This is a genomic window from Maribacter sedimenticola (genome assembly GCF_900188415.1).
Classification (GTDB): Bacteria; Bacteroidota; Bacteroidia; order Flavobacteriales; family Flavobacteriaceae; genus Maribacter; species Maribacter sedimenticola.
In genome coordinates this window covers 187898-206754 of the sequence record NZ_FZNV01000001.1, presented here as the reverse complement: position 1 = coordinate 206754, position 18857 = coordinate 187898, and the positions used below count along the sequence as shown (strand labels likewise).

At 36.9% G+C, this 18857-nt stretch carries 18 protein-coding genes; 10 read left to right on the top strand and 8 right to left on the bottom strand.

From position 1 onward, the window contains the following. The first annotated feature begins 74 nt into the window (after window positions 1-74). The 3 genes from CHB68_RS00895 (at window position 75) to CHB68_RS00885 (ending at window position 3433) form a co-directional block, all read left to right on the top strand. Window positions 75-1787, top strand: a complete 1713-nt coding sequence (locus tag CHB68_RS00895; RefSeq protein WP_089258653.1) for a GMC oxidoreductase — start codon at window positions 75-77, stop codon at window positions 1785-1787. After that, on the top strand, window positions 1787-2434 hold the full coding sequence (locus CHB68_RS00890; RefSeq protein WP_089258651.1) for a gluconate 2-dehydrogenase subunit 3 family protein: 648 nt from the start codon (window positions 1787-1789) through the stop codon (window positions 2432-2434). The genes CHB68_RS00895 and CHB68_RS00890 overlap by 1 nt, the downstream gene beginning before the upstream one ends. 81 nt (window positions 2435-2515) lie before the next feature. Beyond that, the gene (locus CHB68_RS00885; protein ID WP_089258649.1) at window positions 2516-3433 is read left to right on the top strand and encodes a hydroxypyruvate isomerase family protein; all 918 of its coding nucleotides are present in this window, start codon (window positions 2516-2518) and stop codon (window positions 3431-3433) included. Window positions 3434-3991: 558 nt separating this feature from the next. Here CHB68_RS00885 and CHB68_RS00880 read toward each other — a convergent pair. The 3 genes from CHB68_RS00880 to CHB68_RS00870 all read right to left on the bottom strand — a co-directional run bounded on the left by CHB68_RS00880 (window position 3992) and on the right by CHB68_RS00870 (window position 8608). Further along, window positions 3992-6460 (bottom strand): ribonucleoside-diphosphate reductase subunit alpha, encoded by a 2469-nt coding sequence (locus CHB68_RS00880; protein ID WP_089258647.1) that lies wholly within the window; start codon window positions 6458-6460, stop codon window positions 3992-3994. 119 nt (window positions 6461-6579) lie between these two features. Continuing rightward, window positions 6580-7566, bottom strand: a complete 987-nt coding sequence (locus CHB68_RS00875; RefSeq protein ID WP_089258645.1) for a ribonucleotide-diphosphate reductase subunit beta — start codon at window positions 7564-7566, stop codon at window positions 6580-6582. Between the two features lie 508 nt (window positions 7567-8074). Beyond that, window positions 8075-8608 (bottom strand): hypothetical protein, encoded by a 534-nt coding sequence (locus CHB68_RS00870; RefSeq protein WP_143815147.1) that lies wholly within the window; start codon window positions 8606-8608, stop codon window positions 8075-8077. 460 nt (window positions 8609-9068) lie between these two features. On the opposite strand from CHB68_RS00870, the gene CHB68_RS00865 reads away from it, so the two are divergent. Both CHB68_RS00865 and CHB68_RS00860 read left to right on the top strand, forming a co-directional pair. Next, entirely contained in the window at window positions 9069-9803 is a 735-nt protein-coding gene (locus CHB68_RS00865) for a LytR/AlgR family response regulator transcription factor (protein WP_089258641.1), read from the top strand. An 8-nt stretch (window positions 9804-9811) separates the two neighbouring features. Continuing rightward, the gene (locus tag CHB68_RS00860) at window positions 9812-11776 is read left to right on the top strand and encodes a tetratricopeptide repeat-containing sensor histidine kinase (RefSeq protein WP_089259729.1); all 1965 of its coding nucleotides are present in this window, start codon (window positions 9812-9814) and stop codon (window positions 11774-11776) included. Here the strand turns inward: CHB68_RS00860 and CHB68_RS00855 are convergent. Further along, on the bottom strand, window positions 11769-12338 hold the full coding sequence (locus CHB68_RS00855) for a DUF3109 family protein (RefSeq protein ID WP_089258639.1): 570 nt from the start codon (window positions 12336-12338) through the stop codon (window positions 11769-11771). The two genes, CHB68_RS00860 and CHB68_RS00855, sit on opposite strands and share 8 nt — an antisense overlap. 113 nt (window positions 12339-12451) lie before the next feature. On the opposite strand from CHB68_RS00855, the gene CHB68_RS00850 reads away from it, so the two are divergent. Together CHB68_RS00850 and CHB68_RS00845 are read left to right on the top strand one after the other, a co-directional pair. Then, complete coding sequence (locus CHB68_RS00850; protein ID WP_089259728.1) at window positions 12452-13030, top strand: MarC family protein; 579 nt, start codon at window positions 12452-12454, stop codon at window positions 13028-13030. A 36-nt stretch (window positions 13031-13066) separates the two neighbouring features. Then, on the top strand, window positions 13067-13270 hold the full coding sequence (locus CHB68_RS00845; protein WP_089258637.1) for a hypothetical protein: 204 nt from the start codon (window positions 13067-13069) through the stop codon (window positions 13268-13270). On the opposite strand, the gene CHB68_RS00840 is transcribed toward CHB68_RS00845, so the two are convergent. From CHB68_RS00840 to CHB68_RS00825, 4 genes are all read right to left on the bottom strand, one after another. Continuing rightward, complete coding sequence (locus tag CHB68_RS00840; RefSeq protein ID WP_089258635.1) at window positions 13267-14892, bottom strand: S41 family peptidase; 1626 nt, start codon at window positions 14890-14892, stop codon at window positions 13267-13269. The two genes, CHB68_RS00845 and CHB68_RS00840, sit on opposite strands and share 4 nt — an antisense overlap. A 14-nt stretch (window positions 14893-14906) precedes the next feature. Continuing rightward, a complete protein-coding gene (locus tag CHB68_RS00835) occupies window positions 14907-15344 on the bottom strand; it encodes a deoxycytidylate deaminase (protein ID WP_089258633.1) in 438 nt (145 codons plus the stop codon). 86 nt (window positions 15345-15430) lie between these two features. Continuing rightward, window positions 15431-16015, bottom strand: coding sequence for a HupE/UreJ family protein (locus tag CHB68_RS00830; protein WP_089258631.1), 585 nt, complete (start codon window positions 16013-16015; stop codon window positions 15431-15433). Window positions 16016-16033: 18 nt separating this feature from the next. Beyond that, on the bottom strand, window positions 16034-16774 hold the full coding sequence (locus CHB68_RS00825; protein ID WP_089258629.1) for a TerB family tellurite resistance protein: 741 nt from the start codon (window positions 16772-16774) through the stop codon (window positions 16034-16036). Between the two features lie 130 nt (window positions 16775-16904). On the opposite strand from CHB68_RS00825, the gene CHB68_RS00820 reads away from it, so the two are divergent. The 3 genes from CHB68_RS00820 (at window position 16905) to CHB68_RS00810 (ending at window position 18801) form a co-directional block, all read left to right on the top strand. Next, window positions 16905-17315 (top strand): BrxA/BrxB family bacilliredoxin, encoded by a 411-nt coding sequence (locus CHB68_RS00820; RefSeq protein WP_089258627.1) that lies wholly within the window; start codon window positions 16905-16907, stop codon window positions 17313-17315. Between the two features lie 80 nt (window positions 17316-17395). Continuing rightward, on the top strand, window positions 17396-18133 hold the full coding sequence (locus CHB68_RS00815) for a lysophospholipid acyltransferase family protein (RefSeq protein WP_089258625.1): 738 nt from the start codon (window positions 17396-17398) through the stop codon (window positions 18131-18133). Beyond that, complete coding sequence (locus tag CHB68_RS00810) at window positions 18130-18801, top strand: HD domain-containing protein (protein WP_089258623.1); 672 nt, start codon at window positions 18130-18132, stop codon at window positions 18799-18801. The genes CHB68_RS00815 and CHB68_RS00810 overlap by 4 nt, the downstream gene beginning before the upstream one ends. Window positions 18802-18857 lie beyond the last annotated feature (56 nt).

Genomic DNA, 18857 nt, shown 5'->3' with positions numbered 1-18857 from the left:
TTCGCAATAAGAATGGACATTAAATGTATAGAATTAATTTTATATTTAATAAATTTAGAGGATAAACAACTTTTATGAGCAAATTTTATTACAATGAAGAGCAAGAGTCCTATGACGCTATAGTTGTAGGAACCGGAATTAGTGGTGGCTGGGCCGCTAAAGAGCTGTGTGAAGCAGGGTTAAAAACATTGGTATTGGAACGCGGTCGTATGGTAAAACATATAGATGATTATGTGACCGCAAATAAAGATCCATGGGATTTTCCAAATGCAGGGGCACCTACCAAAGAAATTTTAGAGCAGCAACCAAAGCAGAACAGAACCGGCTATACTACCAATCAGGCCAGTAATATGTGGTTTGTAAATGACAAGCAACATCCATATAACGAAACTAAACGTTTTGATTGGATGAGAGGGTATCATCTAGGTGGGCGCTCCCTACAATGGGGCCGTCATAGTTACCGCTGGAGCGATATTGATTTTACCGCCAATAAAAATGAAAAAATAGCAGTGGATTGGCCCGTTCGTTATAAGGATATAGCACCTTGGTACGATAAGGTCGAAACATATATAGGAGTAAGTGGGGAAAATCTAGGACTGGAGCAATTGCCAGACGGTCAGTTTCTTCCTATGATGGACCTGAACTGTGTAGAACAGGAATTTAGGGAAAAGGTAGCGGAAAATTTTAACGGCCGTGTAGTAACTGCCGGTAGAGTAGCTCACCTAACAGGCACCAAACAGTTTGATGGCAGAAGTAAATGTCAATTTAGAAATAGATGTATTCGCGGATGTCCTTTTGGAGCGTACTTTAGTAGTTTATCATCTACCCTACCTGCTGCGGAAGCTACAGGTAACATGACGTTAAGACCAGACTCTATCGTTCATGAGGTAATGTACGACCCGGATACGAAGAGGGCAACCGGGGTAAAGGTAATTGACCGTGTTACCAAAGAAACCTATGAATTTAAGGCTAAGGTTATATTCCTTTGTGCATCTGCCATAGCATCCACGTCAATATTAATGCAATCTAAATCAGATACGTTCCCTAACGGCATGGGTAACTCATCCGATCAATTGGGACGTAACATTATGGACCATCATTTAGGCGTTGGTGCCCGTGGAAAATTTGATGGTTTTGAAGACAAATTTTACAAAGGAAGAAAACCGAACGGTATCTATATTCCGCGTTTTAGAAATTTAGGTGGAGATTCCAATAGATCGGATTATAAGCGTGGTTTTGGTTACCAAGGTGGTGCTTCTAGAGGAAATTGGGAGGACAGTGTTGCCGAATTGGCCTATGGTGCCGATTTAAAGGATGCTATATTGAAACCGGGCGGTTGGCAATTTGGCATGACCGGATTTGGTGAGGTTCTTCCCTACGAAGAAAATAGATTTACCCTTGACTATGATAAATTAGATGATTGGGGACTACCAACTGTAACCTTTGATGCAGAATTCAAGGAAAACGAATGGAAAATGCGAGAGGACATGAAACAGTCTGCCGTGGATATGTTGACCAAGGCAGGATTAAAGGATGTAACCCCGTATGACAATCCAGGTGCATTAGGATTAGGTATCCATGAAATGGGCACCGCACGTATGGGACGGGACAGAAAAACCTCTGTACTGAACGGAAACAATCAATTGCATGACGTGCCTAATGTATATGTAACTGACGGTTCATTTATGACCTCGGCCAGTTGTGTAAACCCATCATTGACCTATATGGCATTTTCAGCAAGAGCGGCAAACCATGCTGCACAAGAACTTAAAAAAGGAAATATATAATGGATAGAAGACGCGTATTAAAAAATATGGGGCTGTCACTTGGATATATGGTGGCCACTCCAACCTTACTAGGTCTTGTACAAAGTTGTAAGAGTGAACCAGCAATAACCTGGACGCCAGAATTCCTATCACAGGACCAAGGTGCCATACTTACCAAATTGGTAGACCTTATTTTACCAAAAACGGATACACCGGCCGCTTCTGAAGTACAGGTAGATGTTTTCATAGATAAATTTGCCAATGAAGTAATGGAAAAAGAGCAACAAGAGCTCTTTACGATGTCCATGAACAAATTTGTGGAAAAGGCGTTGGCGGATTCAGGTAAAGAAAATATAACGGATTTGACATCGGACGACTTGGAGCCTGTTTTAGCGAGTTCATTGAAGTATTCCAAAGAGGACCAGACAAAAATGCAAGATGCCATTACCAGTTATTCTGAAGCCTTGGCAGAAGGTAAAACCTCTACGTTAGATGATGAAACTACAAGATTTGCTTTTGCGAACAATCTTCGTGGTCTTACTATTTGGGGCTATAAAGCCTCTGAATATGTTGGCGAAGAAGTATTGGCCTATTTGCCCGTACCAGGTGAGTATATTGCCTGTGGTGATGCCCAGGAGCTCACTGGAGGCAAAGATTGGTCGCTATAAATAACATTGATCAACCATTAACAAGAGCCAAGAGATAGATACTTCTACCACTTGGCTTTTTTAGTTTAACACCTTTTTGAAATGAAGCGAAGAAATTTTATGCAAAAAACGGCACTGGGTACTAGTGCTCTTACAATAATGAGTCCTTTGGCGTTTGCAAATTCCAACAAAGAAACCATGCCTAGGTATAACTTTAATTTAAAATATGCCCCTCATCTTGGTATGTTCAACAATCATGCTGGAGACGATCCCATAGATCAAATACAATTTATGTCCGATCAAGGTTTTACAGCGTTTGAGGATAACAATATGATGAAGAGAGATGTGGCCATGCAAGAAAAAATAGGTGCTGCCTTGGCAAAGAGAGGTATGACTATGGGCGTCTTTGTAATAGACAAGGGCGGTAACATGGCAAACTCGCTCGCCGCTGGTAAAGAGGATTTTATCAATATTTTTTTAGACGGATGCCGAAAGGCCGTTGAAACGGCCAAACGGGTCAATGCAAAATGGATGACCGTAGTTCCCGGCGGCTATGAAAGATCATTACCTATTGGAGTACAAAATGCAAATGTAATAGAAGCGTTACGCCGTGGAGCAGAAATATTGGAACCGCATGGCCTTACAATGGTCCTTGAACCCCTTTCTGATTCACCGGATCTTTATTTACAAACTTCAGAACAAACATATCTTATATGCAAAGGGGTCAATAGTCCATCCTGTAAAATTCTTTATGATATCTACCACATGCAAAAAAATGAAGGGAACTTAATTCATAATATGGATTTGACATGGGAAGAAATAGCATATATCCAAATAGGTGATAATCCTGGTAGAAAAGAGCCCACCACTGGGGAAATCAATTACAAAAATGTATTTAAATGGATTCACCAAAAAGGATTTAAAGGAGTATTGGGAATGGAGCATGGCAATTCTATTTCAGGAAAAGAAGGAGAGACTGCGTTAATAAATGCATATAAAGAGGTAGATAATTTTATTTGAATTTTTCGGTATTAAAATAGTAACAACCTGACTTTTTTCAAAGTCTGGTTGCATTTCAACGAAAAATAATCAACTATTCGTTGAAATACATAACTTACATGTAAGAAATAACTTACTTTTTCGTTATTTTGTATATGTCCCAATACCTACATACCCTCGCAATATACGTCATACTACTAATGGCGTCTAAAGTATCTTATATCGTGTATAAAAAGATACGTTCAAAAGAATTTGCAACCCAGCGTTTGCTTCTTGTACAACATTGGAAAAATTTTACGTCTATACTAAAGTTGTTTATTAACAGTTTATTTAACGATTTAATCAAGTTTCCATAATCCAAACTTACGTTTTTACCGTATATAATTTAATACTAAACACTTAGGCTATGGACCCTTACATCACCATTTTGATCATTTATGTAGTGGCGTTGTTCTTTACAACGGCAATCAAACCCTATATAAAGAACGATAATTAAAATTCCCTTACTTAACCTAGGCTTTAGCCGCTATTAAAAAAGACCCCTTATCAGGGGTCTTTTTTATTGATTAAATGTTTGTTTTAGGACCCGCACATTAGGCAATCATCATCTGCTTGTCCTTCTTTAGCTTTAGCAATCATTTCTTTCATTTCTTGTGGCGTTAGTGGTTGAATGTCAATTTCTGCCTGTGGCGACACCATCTTAACTGCATTATCTGTCACTACTGGCTCATTGACCACGGAAGTAACCACTTCTGCTTCAACCGGGCTTTCTTTTTTCTTAGAATTGTCCAACGTAAATTTTATGGCATCTACAGCAGCTTTGGTACGCAAATAGTACATCCCAGTTTTAAGTCCGCTCTTCCAAGCATAAAAATGCATAGATGTCAATTTAGAATAATTGGCATTTTCCATAAAAAGGTTCAAGGACTGGCTTTGATCAATAAAGTATCCTCTTTGTCTGGACATATCTATTATATCCTTCATACTTAGTTCCCATACAGTTTTATAGAGATCTCTAATATCTTGTGGAATAGTCTCTATATGTTGTATTGACCCATTGGCGCGCATTAATTCCTGCTTCATGTTCTCGTTCCACATTCCCAATTCAACAAGATCTTCCAATAAATGTTTATTGACCACTATAAATTCCCCAGACAGTACACGTCTGGTATAAATATTGGATGTATAAGGCTCAAAGCACTCATTGTTACCTAATATTTGTGACGTTGAAGCCGTGGGCATTGGCGCCACTAGCAAGGAATTACGAACGCCATGTTGCAGCACCTCTTTTCGTAATTTTTCCCAATCCCATCTACCGGACAATTCCTCGTCCTTTATGCCCCACAAATTATATTGAAATTTTCCTTGGGATATCGGTGAGCCTTCATAGCTGGAATAAGGACCCTCTTCCTTGGACATTTCCATTGAAGCGGTTACAGCGGCAAAATATAACGTTTCAAATATTTCCTCATTTAGTTTTTTGGCATCATCACTGGTAAATGGCATACGAAGTTTAATAAACACATCGGCTAGGCCCTGTACTCCCAAACCAACAGGTCTGTGACGCATATTTGAATTTTCCGCTTCTTTTACCGGGTAATAATTACGGTCTATTACCTTGTTCAAATTCTTGGTAACACGTTTTGTTACCTTAAAGAGCTCTTTATGATCAAAGGCTCCGTTCTTAATGAACATGGGCAAAGCTATGGAAGCTAAATTACAAACCGCTACCTCATCTGACGAGGTATATTCCATAATTTCAGTACATAGATTCGAGGAACGGATCGTTCCCAAATTTTTCTGGTTGCTTTTACGGTTTGCGGCATCCTTATAAAGCATATATGGCGTGCCAGTCTCTATTTGGGATTCCAATATTTTCTCCCAAAGCTCCCTAGCCTTTACCGTTTTACGACCTTTGCCCTCTTCCTCATATTGCGTGTATAATCTTTCAAACTCCTCACTGTGTTTATTATACAGATCAGGGCACTCATTAGGACACATTAAGGTCCAATCTTCATTAGCCTCTACCCTTTTCATGAACAGGTCAGAAATCCACATAGCATAGAATAAGTCCCTTGCTCTCATTTCTTCCTTTCCATGGTTCTTCTTTAAATCTAAAAAGTCAAAAATATCGGCATGCCAAGGTTCCAAATAAATTGCAAAACTACCTTTGCGCTTTCCTCCACCCTGGTCTACGTAACGGGCTGTATCATTAAACACTTGTAACATGGGCACAATACCGTTAGATGTACCGTTAGTACCAGCTATATAGGAACCCGTTGCCCTAATATTATGAATGGATAAGCCTATACCCCCGGCAGATTGGGAAATTTTAGCCGTTTGTTTCAAGGTGTCATATATACCCTCTATACTATCATCTTTCATTGCCAATAGAAAACAAGAAGACATTTGAGGTTTTGGCGTACCGGAATTGAACAATGTTGGCGTAGCATGGGTAAAATATTTTTTGGACATCAACTCATAGGTTTCTATGGCAGCATCCAAATCATTTAAATGAATTCCTACAGACACACGCATAAGCATGTGCTGGGGACGTTCCGCTATTTTACCGTTTAATTTCAACAAATAAGACCGTTCCAATGTTTTAAAACCAAAATAATCGTAGCCAAAATCTCGGTTGTAAATTATAGTAGAGTCCAAACGTTCCGCATTATCGGCAATTACTTGGTATACTTCATCGGATAACAAAGGGGCCTTTTTTCCTGTTCTGGGATTTACATAAACATATAGATCCTTCATGGTTTCGGAAAAGGATTTTTTTGTGTTTTTATGTAAATTGGATACAGATATCCTTGCTGCCAATTTAGCGTAATCCGGATGCGTAGTGGTCATAGTTGCTGCAATTTCAGCGGCCAGGTTGTCCAGCTCTGAAGTTGTTACACCATCATACAGTCCCTCAATGACCCGCATAGCTACTTTTAAAGGATCTACCAGTCCGCTAAGACCATAACAGAGTTTTCGTACTCTTGCGGTAATCTTATCAAACATTACCACTTCTTTTCTACCATCTCTTTTAATTACAAACATTGGCTACAAATATTTTAGGTTACTATTACTTTATTCAATATGTTAATAATTTTAACATATAAAGACTAGGGCATAAAAACCTCTTTACCGATAAGCAAAGAGGTTGTAAATACTATATATTAAAAATCAGCGTCGAAACTAATTTTTTGCGAATCTTCATCTTTGTCCTTGTTCAGAACACCGGCTTTTTGATATTCAGACACTCGTTTTTCAAAGAAATTGGTTTTACCCTGCAACGAAATCATGTCCATAAAATCAAACGGATTGGTTGCATTATACACTTTATCACATTCCAATTCTACCAGTAGGCGATCGGTAACAAATTCTAAATACTGGGTCATTAATTTAGAATTCATGCCTATTAAGCTAACGGGCAATGATTCTGTAATGAATTCTCGCTCAATATTAAGTGCATTGGTAAGGATTTCGGTAATCCGTTCTTTGGGCACTTTGTTCATTAAGTGTTTGTTGTGTAAATGAACAGCATAATCACAATGCATACCTTCATCCCTTGAGATTAATTCGTTAGAAAAGGTAAGTCCGGGCATTAGACCCCTTTTCTTTAACCAAAATATGGAACAAAACGCACCGGAAAAGAATATCCCCTCTACCGCGGCAAAAGCGATCAAGCGCTCGGCAAAACTAGGAGACTCAATCCAATTTAAGGCCCAATCCGCTTTTTTCTTAATTGCCGGAAAATTCTCAATGGCCTTGAAAAGAATGTTTTTTTCCTTTTCGTCCTTTACATAGGTATCTATTAAAAGGGAATAGGTTTCTGAGTGGATGTTTTCCATCATAATTTGAAAACCATAAAAGAATTTAGCTTCTGCATACTGCACTTCGCTCACAAAATTTTCAGCTAAATTTTCATTTACAATACCGTCAGAAGCGGCAAAGAAAGCCAAGATGTGTTTTATGAAAAAACGCTCATCTTCGTTTAACTTATTGTTCCAGTCATTTAAATCCTCATGAAGATCAATTTCCTCTGCGGTCCAAAAACAAGCCTCACATTTTTTATACCATTCCCACAGGTCATTGTGTTTTATAGGAAAAATAACAAAGCGGTCATCATTTGCTTCCAAAATAGGCTCAAAGGCTGTGGACATATCATTTATGGTTTAAAAGTTAGTAGTAAAGAAGTTGAAAAATACCTTCTCATTGGGAGTATCAAAGATTCAAAAATGCTTTGAATTTTTAAAGTCCGTTTAGCCATTTAAAGGACAAAGTTTTTAACACAAAATGTTGAAATCTAGGCTCGCAAGTGATGTTTATTGCATTTAGGCCAAAAGGAAATTGCGGGTAACTTTTAAGCAAATTGAACAAATATTTTATAAACCAAAAAGTATATAAAATCATACTAAATGGTTTAAATAATGTACTTGATTTAAAAAGGAATTTTAAGATAGGTAATACCAAATTGTACGGTCCCTCCAATGCTCATATTATGAAAAATGCCCACCAAATCTAATCAAGGTAGTTCCCCCGAAACCTTTTCTTAGATTGTAATTCTACGTACAGAACACGTAAACCTCACATATTTTGGCGCTCAAAACATTAGATATAAAATAACATACACTATTTTATTAAGAACCGTACTTTCCTTGGTATTAAAATTTAATTTGCATTAAAAAAACCTTTGATGGTCAAAGGTTCTCTTTCAGCATTTTCATAAGTAACTTCTATATTTCCAAAAACCGTTTTTTTGCGGTTGGTATGTATTGCTATTGTACCGTCCTTTGCAAAAAAAGGCAGTTCACTCAATTCATTGATATCGGCAAAACCATAAACCCCAGAAAATTGACGTATTAATCTATCAAGATTTTTTATTTCATACGTACCATTAATTCTATTGAGATTGTCATTAGAGGCTATAATAAACGAAATCAAATCAGCCTTGCAACCATTGGCCGGAACAAATCTTAATTCAATGTTTTTCGTTACTCTGCCAAATTCATCTACATCGTTCTTTAATTGAAACGATGCTTTGCCTACTATTGATTCATCTTTGATGCCGGAAAATTGAAAATGAAACGCACCCTGTTCAACACTTGAATTGTTCACTGGATTTTCAGAACCTCCCGCTATCAGTAGCAATGGAGTTATTCCAAATACGAACATTTTTAAAGATTTAATGACTACTTGAATCATTTGGAGGATTTTGCTATTTGTTAAGGCCGCTTTATTGGCGTTTCTACCGCCACGGTTAAATTTTCATTGAATTTTTCTTCTGATTGTTTAATCTTAGACGCAATTATCAAAACGATAATAAACAACCCAAACATTAAACCACATTTTCTCATTGTTCAATAAAATTTAAAACATTACATCTTAGTCGCTAAGGTAGATGAACATAAAAGGTCTTTTCTTGGTATTGTATAACCTGTTGCTTTTTTTGTGTATTTGGATTTAAACAATTTCAACAACCAAAAGGATGTTTATTATTTGTAATATTTTTCTTTCAAATTAATTGATTTGTATACGTAATAGATAATGAAAAGCATTCTAATACCGATTACACTAAAATTGCATCCATTGACACAAAATTTTAATTTAGAACGATTGATGCCCCTAATTTTTCCTAACTTTCTAATTTCATAGCCATACTAATATGTTACAAGCCGTCATAGTCGATGATGAAATAAAGGCTCTACAAAGCTTAACCTGGGAACTCACAAACTTTAGTGATGAGATAAAGGTGGTGGCCTCTTTTACCAATCCACATGATGCTCTTATCTATCTTGAAAAACATACACCAGACTGTCTTTTTTTAGATATTGAAATGCCCACTATGGATGGTTTTCAATTCATTAAAAAACTTACCAATAAAAATTTTCCGGTCGTGATTACCACGGCCTATAACCAATATGCCCTAAAGGCGATAAAAAGCGAAGCACTGGATTATCTATTAAAACCAATAGATACGGATGACCTTGAAGAAACAATTACCAAAATTAAAAAGTTTAACAACAAAAATTTTTCAATGGAAAAATTAGAGATGGCATTGTTAAATTTTAATTCCAAAGCCTCTCATAATAGGATTACCTTAAATACGGATGGAAAATTATTGTTTCTAGAAAGCGATGAAATACTTTATGCAGAATCTGATGGAAACTATAGTACCATATTCTTAAGTGACGGTCAAAAAATAGTGCTTACTAAAAAACTAAAGGAGGTCAATGAAATCTTACCGGATGATTCCTTTTTTAGAATTCACAATTCTTACATTGTGAACCTAAATAAAATAAAGGAATTTTTGAAGACCGATGGTTATGTTGTTTTAAAATCGAATCATAAAATACCGGTATCAAGGCAGAAAAAATCCGATTTTTTAGACATGCTATAACTATGTTCATGGCCCCCTTAAAAAGTACCTTTCCCCTTAAAAGTTTTAAGCGCACCTTTATTTTAGGTATCATCTCATGTCTTATTTTTCCATTTCTACTATCTGCACAGAACATCCCAACCCCGTTCAAAAAAGACGTTGATAGTTTAATTGCGGCATCCCCCAAAACCTACAGGGAAATAGACAATGTATTGCGGCAGTACAGAAAGGACAGTGTTTTATTACATTATGTCAACAATATTTCAAAATCAAATAATTATTTGTACGGCCAGGCCTATGCCTACAATCAATTGGGTAGAATTTACAGGGATATATCTCTTTACCCCAAAGCACTGGAATATTTTCAGGAAGCGTTGAAAATCTCTATTGAGGCTGAAAGTATAGAATTTAGGGTATATAGTCTTAATATGATCAGTGTAGTCCACAGGAGAACAGATGCCGTTAAATCTGCCTTGGATTATAGCCAAGAAGCATTGGAACTGGCCGAAACCGTAGCGGAACCCAGTATTGGGTTAAAACGAAGTATAAATGTATCACTGAACAGTATAGGGAATATTTATCAAATGCTGGAACAATATGAACTGGCCATTGAGAAATTTGAACGTTCCATGATATTGGAGCAGGAGTTGGACAATAAACTGGGCTTGGCGATCAATCATCAAAATCTTGGGGAATGTTATGAAGCCCAAGCTAAACTAGAACCTGCACTACAACATTTTAGAAAATCTTTGGTCTATAATGAAATCATAGATTCTGAAAAAGGCAAGGTAATATGTAATTACAGTATTGCACATGTGTATGTTCATTTGAGCAGAATAACAGAAGCCATTGACCTTTTGGAAAAAAACCTACAACGGGCCATTAGGTTGGGGGACAAACAGATCGTTGCCACAATTTATATCAACCTTGGTTGGGCCTTTATTCGAAAGGGCGACTATGATGCCGCACAGGTAAATTTAGAAAAAGGGCTGGACCTGGGAAAAGCCTATAACCTAGATTCTGAAATTGCGGAAGCAAACAAATTTCTTTCCGAGCTGTGGATAAAACGCGATGATTATGAAAAGGGGATGGAATATTTTAAGGAATTCAAGAATTATGAAGACCGTATAGCAAATTCCCTAAATCTTAGATATGTAAACGATATGATTTTGCGGTATGAATCGCAAATACGTGAGAACCAATACGAACGCCTTGCCGCAGAAAACGAAAATGTTCGTCTAAAATTGAGGAAGAACAGAACCATGCTGATCATTATTGGTATCTTTTTAATTTTACTCATAGGTATTTTATATATCCTTTACAGACAAAGTCAGTTAAATGCTGAAAAAAAACTGCTGACCTTGGAACAAAGTATGTTGAGAAGCCAAATGAACCCCCATTTTCTGTTCAACTCCTTAAATTCCATCAAATTATATATTATCAATAATGAAAAAAAGAATGCGGTTCATTACCTGAACAAATTCTCCAAATTGGTAAGAAAAATACTTGAAGCATCTTCACAGCGGGAAATAACTTTGGCAGAAGAATTGGAAACCGTAGAGCTTTATATGAATATAGAGAACATACGCTTTTCCAATGAAATTAACTTTAAGGTACATGTTAAGGATGATATAGATACCCATAACATTAAAATTCCCTCTTTGATCTTACAGCCTTTCTTGGAAAATGCACTATGGCACGGACTCTCTTCTAAAGATGGCGCCAAAAACATAGATTTGGAAATTAAAAAAGGTAAAAACGGATTTATTGAGATTATCATTTCAGATAACGGTGTTGGTAGGGATGCCGCTGAAAAAATAAAAAACAGTAAAGTGTTAAAAAGAAAATCCGTAGGTATAGATATTACCAAAGAGCGGTTGGCCAATTTTTCTCGAGATTATGAAAATTATTTTCATGTTGAGATTATAGATAAATACAATGAGGACAACATACCCACCGGAACTCAAATAATTATCTACATACCAACTATTTAAGGTAGTCTGCGGCCACTTCCTCCAGCTCACTGTACCAAGCTTCTCCAAACTTACGGATTAGGGCCTCTTTTACAAACTTATATATGGGCACTTTAAGTTCTTCCCCAAGGGCACATGCAGGGTCACAGATATGCCATTTATGATAATTGACCGCGGTAAGTTCCGTATACTCTTTTACCCTTATAGGATAAAGGTGGCAGGAAACAGGTTTTTTCCATTTGATCTTGCCTTGGTTATACGCTTCTTCAATACCGCATTTTGCAATTTTATGTTGATCAAATATCACATATGCACATTCACTGCCATTGACCAACGGGGTTTCCCATTCGCCATCCTCTCCTTTTACAAAAGCACCTTGTTCTTCTATTACCTTTATACCTTCTGGCCGTAGAAACGGTTTAACTTTAGCAAAGATATCCACCATGATTTCAGTTTCGCTATCCTCTACGGGAGCACCTGCCTCACCATCAACACAACACCCCCCTTTGCAAGCATTAAGATTACATACAAAATCATTTTCTATAATTTCCTCGGATACTATGGTCTTTCCTAATTGAAACATGGTCTAATTTAAAGGCCGCAAGATACATTATTTGAAAAGTATTGCCTTTACATTATTTTATGAATAAACATCTAAATGGCTTTTATAAACGTAAATTTGCAAAAATTTTCATTATGGAATTTCATTTTAACTTTAGGGAAATCATTACAGCCAGTATGGTTTTGTTTGCCGTTATCGATATTTTAGGAAGTATTCCTATCATAATTGGCCTAAGAAAAAAGGTTGGCCATATCCAATCTGAAAAAGCTTCTATAGTTGCGGCAATCATCATGGTAGCCTTTCTTTTTTTAGGAGAGGAAATCTTGAACCTAATAGGTATTGATGTAAATTCCTTTGCGGTTGCCGGTTCCTTCATCATTTTTTTCCTTGCCATTGAAATGATTTTGGGGATAACGTTATATAGGGATGATGAACCGGAAAGTGCTTCTATAGTTCCCATTGCGTTTCCTTTAATTGCCGGTGCAGGTACATTGACTTCATTATTGTCCCTAAGGGCAGAATACTATGTGGAAAACATTATTGTGGCCATTGTGGTCAACATTATTTTTGTGTTTGTGGTACTAAAATCTTCCGTAAAAATTGAAAAAATGTTGGGGTCTGGTGGTGTCAATGTTATTAGAAAGGTATTTGGTGTAATTTTGATGGCCATTGCCGTAAAATTATTTGCGGCCAATATCAATGAACTTTTCTAGCCGAATATTAGGTCGTATTTTTATAAAAAATTAATTATGAGCAAGACATTATCCATAATCTTCATTGTTGTGGCGGTAGGTTTAATAGCCTACAATGTAACCTTGGTAAATTTTGCCGATCCCTTTGAGAAAAATAGTACCATAGCATTAATTGGTATTATGGCCTCATTGTGTGCCATTGTATTGCTATTGGTCTTTGTTACCAGTAAAAAAATACAGGATAAAATTAACAAGGATTAATTACTTGCTTTAATCTGTGCGGTTTTATTCTGCCATTTTCTAGCATTGTCCAATTCTAAAACTTTTTGCAACATTGCATCTTCGTCTGCCTTAATTTTGGCATGAATGTTCGTATTGAACAATTGCTCTGCAATACTGGCCTTTAAAAAACGCTTTATACTGGATTCATAATCGTAAAAATTCATCCGTAGATTTCTGTCTATGGAATATTCTACGAATCTTTCAAAAAGAATATCATCCACATTAAAATCGTTTACAAAGGATTCTTGGTTGTATTGGGCGTATCTGTCCCGATCCTCCTCTAGGTGTTCAAATACAAAAAAAGATAAAAATCCTAGGCTATCCATACTCTCAACCGCTTCTTCCTCATTACTCCCAATAGGCACAAATACATCTGGTATAATTCCACCACCGCCGTATACGACCTTTCCTTTGGGGGTAACGAACTTTAACGAATCCGCTACTTTTATACTGTCTACGGAAATCATTTCACCACTATGGTAACGGTCCGTAAATTTTTGGTAATAATCCTTGGTGCCGTTGGCATATGTTTTTTGAATGCTACGGCCTGTTGGGGTATAATACCTTGAAACGGTCAATCTTACCGCAGAACCGTCTCCTAAAGCCATTTCTCGCTGCACAAGACCTTTTCCAAAAGATCTTCTTCCTACTATGGTACCTATATCATTATCCTGCAGGGCGCCCGCTACAATTTCACTTGCAGAAGCAGATCGCTCATTGATCAGGACATATACGGGCTTGTCCTCAAAAGATCCATCATCCGTAGCAAAACTTTTATTGATTTTACCTTTTTTATTTTTTGTAAACAATATTAATTTACCGTCTTCCAAGAATTCATCGGCCATTTCTTCTGCCATACCAAGATAACCCCCAGGATTGTCCCTTAAGTCCAAAACTAATTGTTCCGCACCTCGGTCCTGCAATTCCATCAAAGCGGTCTTAAACTCCTTATAAGTAGATTCTGCAAATCTATTGACCTTTATATATCCTATATCGTTGGTAAGCATATAGAAAGACTCCACACTTTTTAATGGAACCACTCCTCTTTTTACCTTAACATTAAAAATTTTGTCTTCCGCTTTTCTATAAATGGTAAGATTGACCATGGTCCCTTCTTGACCCTTTAATTTATCCACTATAATTTCACTTGGATATTCTTTTCCGAACAAGGTATCATTATCTGCCATTAAGATACGATCACCAGGTAAAATTCCTTTTTTATAGCTTGGCCCGTCCTTTACGGTTTTTATAACCGTAATTGTATCATGGTACGCATAAAAATTTACGCCAATACCAACAAAATCGCCCTTCATGTTTTCCGCGACACGGTCCATTTCCTTTTCAGAAATATATACGGAGTGCGGGTCTAATTTCTCTAGAATACTATTAACGGTAACATCTACGATACTATCTGTATTGACATCATCAACGTATTCGTAGTCTATATAATCTATTAATCTGTTAAGCTTGTCTTTTTTGGAGTTGGTAGAAAAAAGGCGTTCCGGTGAATCGTTGAAATTTAACTTTCCACCCAAAAATACCCCCAAGGCCACAGCTGCGGAAATAATTAATGGTAATAGAAAATTAAATTTTTTATTCATCTTTAACTTAAACGTTATATAGTAACATTTATTTCTGGCATATGTTCAACTTCTACTTTGGCCTTTTCCAAAAATCGTATTCCGGAATCATCTTTATAACCAATTTGATAGACAACACGTTTTATACCGGCTTGATGTATAAGTTTACTGCACTCCCTGCAAGGAGATAAGGTAATATACAACGTAGCGCCTTGACATGATTGAGTAGAACTGGCTACTTTAAGAATTGCATTGGCCTCGGCATGTAAAACATACCATTTTGTGTATCCATTCTCATCCTCACAATAATTTTCAAAACCTGTTGGCGTACCGTTATACCCATCGGATATAATCATTCTATCCTTTACAATGATAGCACCAACCTGTTTTCTCTTACATGAGGACAATTTACCCCATTCCTTGGCCATTCTTAAATAGGCCCTATCATACTTTAACTGTTTTTCTTTATTCATCTTGATCAAGCTTTAAAAAAGCTGAATACACTAAGGTACCTGCTTTATTTGGCAAGAACCACGTCATAAGGTCAAATTTAACAATCTTAAAAGGGAAAAGTTGTATAAAGCAACGGCAGAGTAATAAAAATTATAAGCATACTACCAACAGCAATGAACAAACGTTGCTTTACGTTGAGTATGGACTGTAAAACAAATGCCAATACCAATACCAACATGACTATTAGCACTTGAGATAATTCTATACCTCCTGCAAAACCCAACAATGGTATCAATTTTTCATCTTCTCCCATTACCATCATTTTAAAATAATTTGAAAATCCAAAACCATGAATCAACCCAAATATACCGGTAGAAAGCAAGTGAAACCATATGGTTTTCCCATCATTATCGTCCTTAAGAATGAATAGGTTATAGAGGGCCGTTGCCAATATGGTTACCGGAATTAAAAATTCTATATATCCTGCATTGACCACAATTAGCTCAAACACGGAAAGCACTAAGGCCAAACAGTGGGTTATGGTAAAAACGGTTGCCAGTAATAGAACTTTTTTCCAACTTTTAAACGTAAATGGAAGCGCCAGGGCGGATAAGAATAAAATATGATCATATGCATTGATATCCAAAACATGTTGTAAACCCAATTGTATATAAAACCAAAAATCTTGCATAGCATGTGTTTTAGTTAATTAATTTATGCCTCGTTCTTTTTGAATGGTTTCGTAAGCCTCCTGTACCTGTTTAAATTTCTCTTCCGCTCCTTTTTTAATGGCTTCATCTTGGGTGTTTACCCGATCGGGATGATATTTTTTGGCCATGGTCCTATATGCCTTTTTAATTTCTGCATCTGTAGCGGTTTTTGGCACATCCAATATTTTATAGGCATTATTGGCAGATTTTACGAACATCGCCTTTATGCTATCAAATTCATTAATGGAAACCCTAAGGTAACCCGCTATTTCCCTAATTTTTTGTATTTCCGGATTACTAATACTACCATCTGCCTGTGCAATACCAAATAAGAAATGAAGAAGTTGTAAACGCACTTCATAACGCGTGCGTTGTGCTAAAAACGTACCTATCCTTTGTGCTGAGATTTGCCCTTTCTTATTGATATCATTAAATGTCCTAAAAATGGCATTGGCCTTTTCTTTACCATAAGTACTTACAAAATATTGTCTAACATAATCCATTTCAGATTGGCTCACTTGTCCATCTGCCTTAATAACGATAGAACACAGGGAAAGTAAGTTAAGTTCAAAATCCGCAGGGGTCACATTTGGCCTGGTATAATCTTGGAATACACTTTTGGCACTGCCGGTACTTGGCCCAAAAAAATTATCTATAATGCTACCTGCAAAAAAACCTAGTATTGCCCCAGATAACCCTCTCAAAAAAAAGCCGACTACGGCTCCCAACCATTTGATCATTTCGTAATATGAATTTTGCCAAAGATAAAATATTACCAATAGAAAGTTGGGCCAATGAAAAGTTAAGGTCTTCTCCTCCTGTACGACTAATTGGTTATCTTTGTATTAGTTTAATTTAAACAATAAGAATATGTACCCTGCGGAATTAGTAAAACCAATGAGAGATGATCTGGCTTCTGCCGGATTTGAAGAATTATATACTGCGGAAGCAGTGACAAATGCCATCAATAAAGAAGGAACAACTTTAGTGGTTGTAAATTCTGTATGTGGTTGTGCGGCCGCCAATGCAAGACCTGCAGCCAAAATGAGTTTGCAGAACGATAAAAAACCGGACCATGCAGTTACGGTATTTGCCGGTGTGGATAAGGAAGCGGTAGATGCGGCCAGAAATTTAATGGTCCCTTTCCCCCCATCTTCGCCATCTATGGCATTGTTCAAAAATGGTGAGTTGGTTCATATGATCGAGCGCCATCATATAGAAGGAAGACCTGCGGAAATGATCGCACAAAATCTTGTACAAGCTTATGACGAGTTTTGTTAAGGTTTGCAAGAATCGTATTTTACCCTAAAATAATAAGTTTAAAAAACCGCTCTAATTGAGCGGTTTTTTATTTTTGTAGCATGCAAAAAATGCTCTCCTATATTGTTACCCCCTTCTTTTTTGTGGCATTTGGCCTATGCCTGCTTGTTTTTCATCCAATGCAATGGATCGCTTTTAAACTGTTTGGGTATAACGGATTAAAGCCAGTAGTAAGCAAGTTGAACTTTTTCTTGATGCGCAGTACCAATATACTGGGCACAACATATCGATACACCAACACCTATGACCTGCCTTCAGATAGGCCCTTGATCATTGTCACCAATCATCAAAGCATGTATGACATACCCCCATTGATTTGGTATCTAAGAAAGCACCATCCAAAATTTGTGAGCAAAAAAGAATTAGGGAAAGGCATTCCCAGTGTTTCGTTCAATCTTGTTCATGGAGGTTCCGTACTTATTGATAGAAATGATGGCAAATCCGCCCTCATGGAAATAGGAAAATTAGGAACCTATATAGAACAGTACAATAGAAGTGCGGTAATTTTTCCGGAAGGCACTCGAAGTAGGGATGGACATCCAAAACCTTTTAAGCCTATGGGGCTAAAAATGTTATTAAAAAAAGCACCCTCAGCATTGGTCGTACCAATTAGTATCAACAATTCATGGAAATTGGTGCGCTATGGTCAATTTCCTATGGGATTAGGCGCAAAGGTCCGCATAGATGTTCAAAAACCACTGGAGAACAATGGTAACCTAGATGACCTAATCCGTAAAATTGAAGCATCCGTAGTTAGCGGAATAAACTCCTTTAAATGACCGACACAGAAATAGTAGAAGAGACCATCACTTTTGTGAAAGAAACATTACAAAATGCGGAAGGAGGCCATGATTGGTTTCATATACAACGCGTTTTTAAAAATACCATGCTCATTGCCAAGGACGAAAACGTTAATATTTTGGTCGTTAGCTTGGGGGCTCTTTTACATGATATTGCCGATGCAAAGTTCAATAATGGGGACGAGAGCTTAGGCCCTAAAATGGCGGAAAATTTTCTACTTAGCCTAAAAGTTCCAAAAAGGACGATAAATCACGTTATAAAAATTATAAAATACAGCTCTTTTAAAGCCGGTATTGTTGATGGAAAATTGAAGAAAAAACTGTTTACATCCAAAGAACTACAGGTTGTACAAGATGCCGATCGTCTAGATGCCATAGGCGCAATAGGAATTGCCCGAGCATTTAATTATGGAGGGTTTAAAAATAGGGCCATGTACGATCCTGAAATTTCCCCTAATTTAGGAATGACCAAGGAAGAATATAAAAAATCTACCGCACCTACCATTAATCATTTCTACGAAAAATTATTGTTGCTCAAGGATAAAATGAATACGGACACCGGTAAGCGATTAGCGGAAGAACGACACCAATATATGATCGATTTCCTAGAGCAATTTTATAGGGAATGGAATCCATTAAAAATCTAAATCCAAACCACAAATCATTACTTTTTTGAAATGAAAAAAGGGCTTCAACTATTGAA

Coding starts and splice junctions, on each gene's coding strand:
- CHB68_RS00895 (WP_089258653.1), top strand. CDS start 75: ATGAGCAAATTTTATTACAATGAAGAGCAAGAGTCCTATGACGCTATA.
- CHB68_RS00890 (WP_089258651.1), top strand. CDS start 1,787: ATGGATAGAAGACGCGTATTAAAAAATATGGGGCTGTCACTTGGATAT.
- CHB68_RS00885 (WP_089258649.1), top strand. CDS start 2,516: ATGAAGCGAAGAAATTTTATGCAAAAAACGGCACTGGGTACTAGTGCT.
- CHB68_RS00880 (WP_089258647.1), bottom strand. CDS start 6,460: ATGTTTGTAATTAAAAGAGATGGTAGAAAAGAAGTGGTAATGTTTGAT.
- CHB68_RS00875 (WP_089258645.1), bottom strand. CDS start 7,566: ATGTCCACAGCCTTTGAGCCTATTTTGGAAGCAAATGATGACCGCTTT.
- CHB68_RS00870 (WP_143815147.1), bottom strand. CDS start 8,608: ATGATTCAAGTAGTCATTAAATCTTTAAAAATGTTCGTATTTGGAATA.
- CHB68_RS00865 (WP_089258641.1), top strand. CDS start 9,069: ATGTTACAAGCCGTCATAGTCGATGATGAAATAAAGGCTCTACAAAGC.
- CHB68_RS00860 (WP_089259729.1), top strand. CDS start 9,812: ATGGCCCCCTTAAAAAGTACCTTTCCCCTTAAAAGTTTTAAGCGCACC.
- CHB68_RS00855 (WP_089258639.1), bottom strand. CDS start 12,338: ATGTTTCAATTAGGAAAGACCATAGTATCCGAGGAAATTATAGAAAAT.
- CHB68_RS00850 (WP_089259728.1), top strand. CDS start 12,452: ATGGAATTTCATTTTAACTTTAGGGAAATCATTACAGCCAGTATGGTT.
- CHB68_RS00845 (WP_089258637.1), top strand. CDS start 13,067: ATGAGCAAGACATTATCCATAATCTTCATTGTTGTGGCGGTAGGTTTA.
- CHB68_RS00840 (WP_089258635.1), bottom strand. CDS start 14,892: ATGAATAAAAAATTTAATTTTCTATTACCATTAATTATTTCCGCAGCT.
- CHB68_RS00835 (WP_089258633.1), bottom strand. CDS start 15,344: ATGAATAAAGAAAAACAGTTAAAGTATGATAGGGCCTATTTAAGAATG.
- CHB68_RS00830 (WP_089258631.1), bottom strand. CDS start 16,015: ATGCAAGATTTTTGGTTTTATATACAATTGGGTTTACAACATGTTTTG.
- CHB68_RS00825 (WP_089258629.1), bottom strand. CDS start 16,774: ATGATCAAATGGTTGGGAGCCGTAGTCGGCTTTTTTTTGAGAGGGTTA.
- CHB68_RS00820 (WP_089258627.1), top strand. CDS start 16,905: ATGTACCCTGCGGAATTAGTAAAACCAATGAGAGATGATCTGGCTTCT.
- CHB68_RS00815 (WP_089258625.1), top strand. CDS start 17,396: ATGCAAAAAATGCTCTCCTATATTGTTACCCCCTTCTTTTTTGTGGCA.
- CHB68_RS00810 (WP_089258623.1), top strand. CDS start 18,130: ATGACCGACACAGAAATAGTAGAAGAGACCATCACTTTTGTGAAAGAA.